This is a genomic window from Bradyrhizobium sp. Leaf396 (assembly GCF_001424605.1).
GTDB classification, from domain to species: domain Bacteria; phylum Pseudomonadota; class Alphaproteobacteria; order Rhizobiales; family Xanthobacteraceae; genus Bradyrhizobium; species Bradyrhizobium japonicum_C.
Window position 1 is genome coordinate 1 of the sequence record NZ_LMQJ01000055.1, and the last position, 4,070, is coordinate 4,070.

3 protein-coding genes and 2 pseudogenes are annotated in these 4,070 nt (G+C 61.1%); 4 read left to right on the top strand and 1 reads right to left on the bottom strand.

The window, feature by feature from the left end:
- Positions 1-85 precede the first annotated feature (85 nt).
- Positions 86-373 (top strand): annotated as a pseudogene (locus ASG57_RS29565) (DUF736 domain-containing protein); the annotation flags it as partial.
- Positions 374-878: 505 nt separating this feature from the next.
- Here the strand turns inward: ASG57_RS29565 and ASG57_RS29570 are convergent.
- On the bottom strand, positions 879-1,745 hold the full coding sequence (locus ASG57_RS29570; RefSeq protein ID WP_155248202.1) for a hypothetical protein: 867 nt from the start codon (positions 1,743-1,745) through the stop codon (positions 879-881).
- Between the two features lie 118 nt (positions 1,746-1,863).
- Between ASG57_RS29570 and tnpA the strand changes: the two genes are divergently transcribed.
- The 3 genes and pseudogenes from tnpA to tnpC form a co-directional block, all read left to right on the top strand.
- Positions 1,864-2,259 (top strand): IS66-like element accessory protein TnpA, encoded by a 396-nt coding sequence (gene tnpA, locus ASG57_RS40165; protein ID WP_024336872.1) that lies wholly within the window; start codon positions 1,864-1,866, stop codon positions 2,257-2,259.
- Entirely contained in the window at positions 2,256-2,603 is a 348-nt protein-coding gene (tnpB, locus tag ASG57_RS29580; RefSeq protein WP_018272609.1) for an IS66 family insertion sequence element accessory protein TnpB, read from the top strand. The genes tnpA and tnpB overlap by 4 nt, the downstream gene beginning before the upstream one ends.
- A gap of 70 nt (positions 2,604-2,673) precedes the next feature.
- Positions 2,674-3,960, top strand: a pseudogene (gene tnpC, locus ASG57_RS29585) (IS66 family transposase); the annotation flags it as partial.
- Positions 3,961-4,070: the final 110 nt, after the last annotated feature.

Here is a 4,070-nt window from a genome sequence, read left to right on the forward strand (position 1 = left end):
AAAGGACGCTCGGGAGTGTCCTCCATCAGATAGCGAAGCAAAGCCTGAGGCTTCGTTTCAAAAGGACAGTTGACGGCTGACCTAAAACGGCTTTCAGGGTGAGATCGTGACGTTGAGCTTGCAAGCCAAGGGTGTCCGCATCATTGCAGAAACCAGTCGGTCCAACGAGAATGCTCCCAGCCACCGAGTGTACGTGCGCCGAGCCGAGATTGGGGCAGCGTGGTCGAAGCGATCCGAGGAAGGCCGCGACTACCTCTCTTTGAAGCTCGACGACCCTTCCTTCACAGCTCCGATCTACGCGAATCTGTTCGATGACGAGGGAAGCGAAGAGTATACGCTCCTCTGGTCGCGGCCGCGCAAGAGCGCCGACTAAGGCGCATTCAGCCGAGCCTCGTCCGGCTATGCCGGGCGGGGCTTTTCGCTTCGAATATGTGCAAGCCCACCGCTATCGACAAGCAGAAAAGGGGGGCTTCGATGGGTCGTTCGAAGGTAAGCGCTGTTCAGCGGCCACCTACCGGACGAAGCGATGATGTGTGGGTCTGCGGTTTGGTTCCGACCGCTAGGCTTGAAAGGATGAAGGCAAAGGAGAGCTGGAATGCTGCAGAGTCTCTCGTTGCAGAACTGGTCGCTCGAAAAGAGGCGAGGCTTAAGGGAGGCCTCCGAACAAAAGCGCAAGACTTTGCATAGTTGAGAGGGTGAGGCTCTCCCGCGATGCACCACACCACTTTCCGATAGCCTCCGAGTTCACCAACTGATCCGGCCAGACAAATGCTCTGGATAGCAAGAAGTAGATAATCCTTGTCGCCCCGGGCAAATCCCGCTTTGAGTAGTTCCGGCTGGAGGTCTGTCTTCCAACTTACAATGATGGGGCCTCTGACCTAGCTGTGCCAAGCGGCTCGCCCGATCGGAGTCCATAGGAAATCCCGCCCCGCGCCACCTAGTGCGGCCTGGAGACCTGCCTTGTCGCTTGCCAGCGTAATGTAGGCCAACGTTGCGAGAAGCTCGAAATGTTCGAACAGGCTTGTGAACTCGTTGGTGGCGAAAATGTAGTCGCTAGTCCATTGCTGAAACACCCCATGAAGGTGATCGCTAAGAGCGGTCTTGGGGCCCTTGAGTTCGTGCACAAGCCTCCAGGGATCATTCTCCATGCCCTCCCACGTGGCGAGATAAAGGTGCGAGACGACAGCTTTCGAGTTGTCGCGGCCTACATTGATCGGCGCGGTCAAGAGTTCGAACAAGGCCTCAAAGCGCCGCGCCTTCAACAGACCAATGCCGTAGGCGTAAAACAAGAGAACGGCGGGATATGTTCTAAGGTTGATAAGGGCTGTGAAGCCACCGGCTGCTTCGCGAACACTTAGCCCCAAAATGACATCCAATGCGGTGCGAGATTCTTCTCCGGTCCCGTATCGACCTAATATACCGAAGATGCGAGCAAGTATCTCAGTCCTGGCTTCATAGCGCGCGACGGCCGAGATAAAAAGGTCATCCGACCACCCGGCGCCCGGTTGACCGCTTGCCGCGACGACGTGTTGGTCGATGCGGCGCTGCTCATCACCAATCAGTTCTTCCAACTGTATTCTGAACTCGGGACGAGCGAAGAACTTCTTCGCGCTGGCAACCAGCAACTCTGTACTTCGTGGATTGGGCCGCTGGGCATCCGCCTGCGCCGAAACCAGCGTATCGAGCCGCTCGAAGAAGGCGTCGGCGCCGTCGATTGTGACCACCCTGCCGGCGCGATGGCCCACCAAGTCGTTCGCGACAGCGGACAGCTTGCCAGTATCTCTCCGGCGAAGGCCGCCTTGCGTAATTTGCGAGACGGCCTGAGGATTTGACCTTAAGTCTAGCTTTAAGGTCACGTCGGGAATGCAGGTCAATGTGTTGGGCGCCGAGCGTCGGCGGCGATGGAGTTACGACGAGAAGGTCCGTCTTGTCGAAGAGACCTTGCAGCCCGGCGAGACGGTCTGCGGGGTGGCACGCCGGCACGGGGTGGCTCATAGCCTGCTGTTCACCTGGCGTCGACAAGCGCGCCAGGGGCGACTGGGCGGAGATGCTGCGCCTGCTCTTGTTCCCGTCGAGATCACACCTGTAGCGGCTCCGATCTCGAGCGGCACACCACAACTGGCGTCTTCACCGCCTGCGCAGCGTGCAAGGGCTGGAATCATCGAGATTGAGCTCGGGGGCGGCTGTCGTGTTCGCGTTGACCGTGACGTGGACGTTGAGGCGCTGCAGCAGGTTCTTGAGCTCTTGCGACGACGATGATTCCGATTCCGAGCGGCGTCAGGGTCTGGATCGCGACCGGCCACACCGATATGCGCCGCGGCATGCGGAGCCTGGCTCTTACGGTGCAGGAGAGCCTGAAGCGCGATCCCCATGCCGGCGATCTCTACATCTTCCGAGGCCGCAGCGGCGATCTGGTCAAGATTCTTTGGCATGATGGGTTGGGCATGTCGCTCTATGCCAAGCGCCTGGACCGAGGCAAGTTCATCTGGCCTTCGGCGTCAGACGGCGCGGTATCGATCTCAGCGGCGCAGATGGCCTATATGCTGGAAGGGATCGACTGGCGGAATCCACAACTGAGCTGGCGACCGAGAAGCGCGGGTTGAGCACAAAATCCAGCAGATTTTGCATTTTTGGGGAGTCCCAACGCTTCCAATCTGTGATTCACTGTGTCGCATGGATGCTGGGCGCGACACTGTTCCGGATGACATTGCCGCCCTGAAAGCGGCGCTGGCAGCCGAGCGCGCGAAGGCTTTGGAGATCGCAGCTGAACTCGCGGTCGCCCGCGCGAAGTCGTCTGAGGACGAAGCGCTGATCGCCCAGCAGAAGCTGCAGATCGCCAAGCTAAAGCATCAGATCTACGGCCAGCGGTCGGAGCGTTCGTCGCGCCTGATCGAGCAGTTGGCTTTGACGTTCGAAGAGCTGGAAAGTGATGCCACTGAAGACGAGCTGGCGGCAGAGCACGCTGTGGCCAAGGCGACGACGGTGCGCGGATTTACGCGCAAGCGAGGCGAACGACAGACCTTCCCTGAGCATTTACCGCGCGAACGAGTGGTCATCGAGCCGCCGACGGCTTGCCAGTGCTGTGGCGGCAATCGTCTGCGCAAGCTCGGCGAGGACGTGACGAGGACACTGGAAGTGGTGCCGCGCCAGTGGAAGGTGATCGAAACGGTGCGGGAGAAGTTCTCCTGCCGCGACTGCGAGAAGATCAGCCAGGCGCCGGCGCCATTCCATGCTGTCGCCCGGGGATGGGCCGGCCCGAGCCTGTTGGCCATGATCATGTTCGAGAAGTTCGGCCAACATCAGCCCTTGAACCGCCAGGCTGAGCGCTACGCCCTCGAAGGCGTGCCGATCGCGCTGTCGACCATGGCGGACGCCGTGGGATCGGTCTGCGCGTCGCTGGATCCCCTGATGCGCCTGGTCGAAGCTCATGTCATGGCGGCCGAGCGCCTGCATGCCGATGATACGACCGTGCCGGTGCTGGCCAAGGGCAAGACCGATACGGGGCGGTGCTGGATCTACGTCCGGGACGACCGGCCGTTTGGCGGCACCGGCCCGCCGGCGGCGATGTTCTACTACTCCCGCGACCGCAGGGGCGAGCATCCCCAGGCGCATCTGGCCCGGTATGCCGGCATCCTGCAGGCCGACGCCTATGATGGGTATAACCAGCTCTATCTGGCGGGGCGCCAGCCCGGACTGATCCGGGAGGCCGCATGTTGGGTCCATGCGCGGCGTCCATTCTTCGCCATGGCCGACATCGAAGAGAATGCGCGTCGCAAGGCCGCCGGTAAAAAGGAGATCCCACTCTCGCCCATCGCGGTCGAGGTCGTGCGGCGGATCGATGCGCTGTTCGAGATCGAACGCTCCATCAATGGCAGGAGCCCCGAGGGGCGTCTGGAGACGCGACAGACGCTGAGCCGGCCTCTGGTCGAGGACCTTCAGGTCTATATGCGTGCCGCGCGGCAATCAGGGTGACAGTGGAGCGTCAATCAGGATGAGAGAGCTTCGCCGGGCTCGTGACGCAGGGAGGGCGTAGCCCGACCGGAGTTACGAGCCCGGCGTCGGCGCGATCC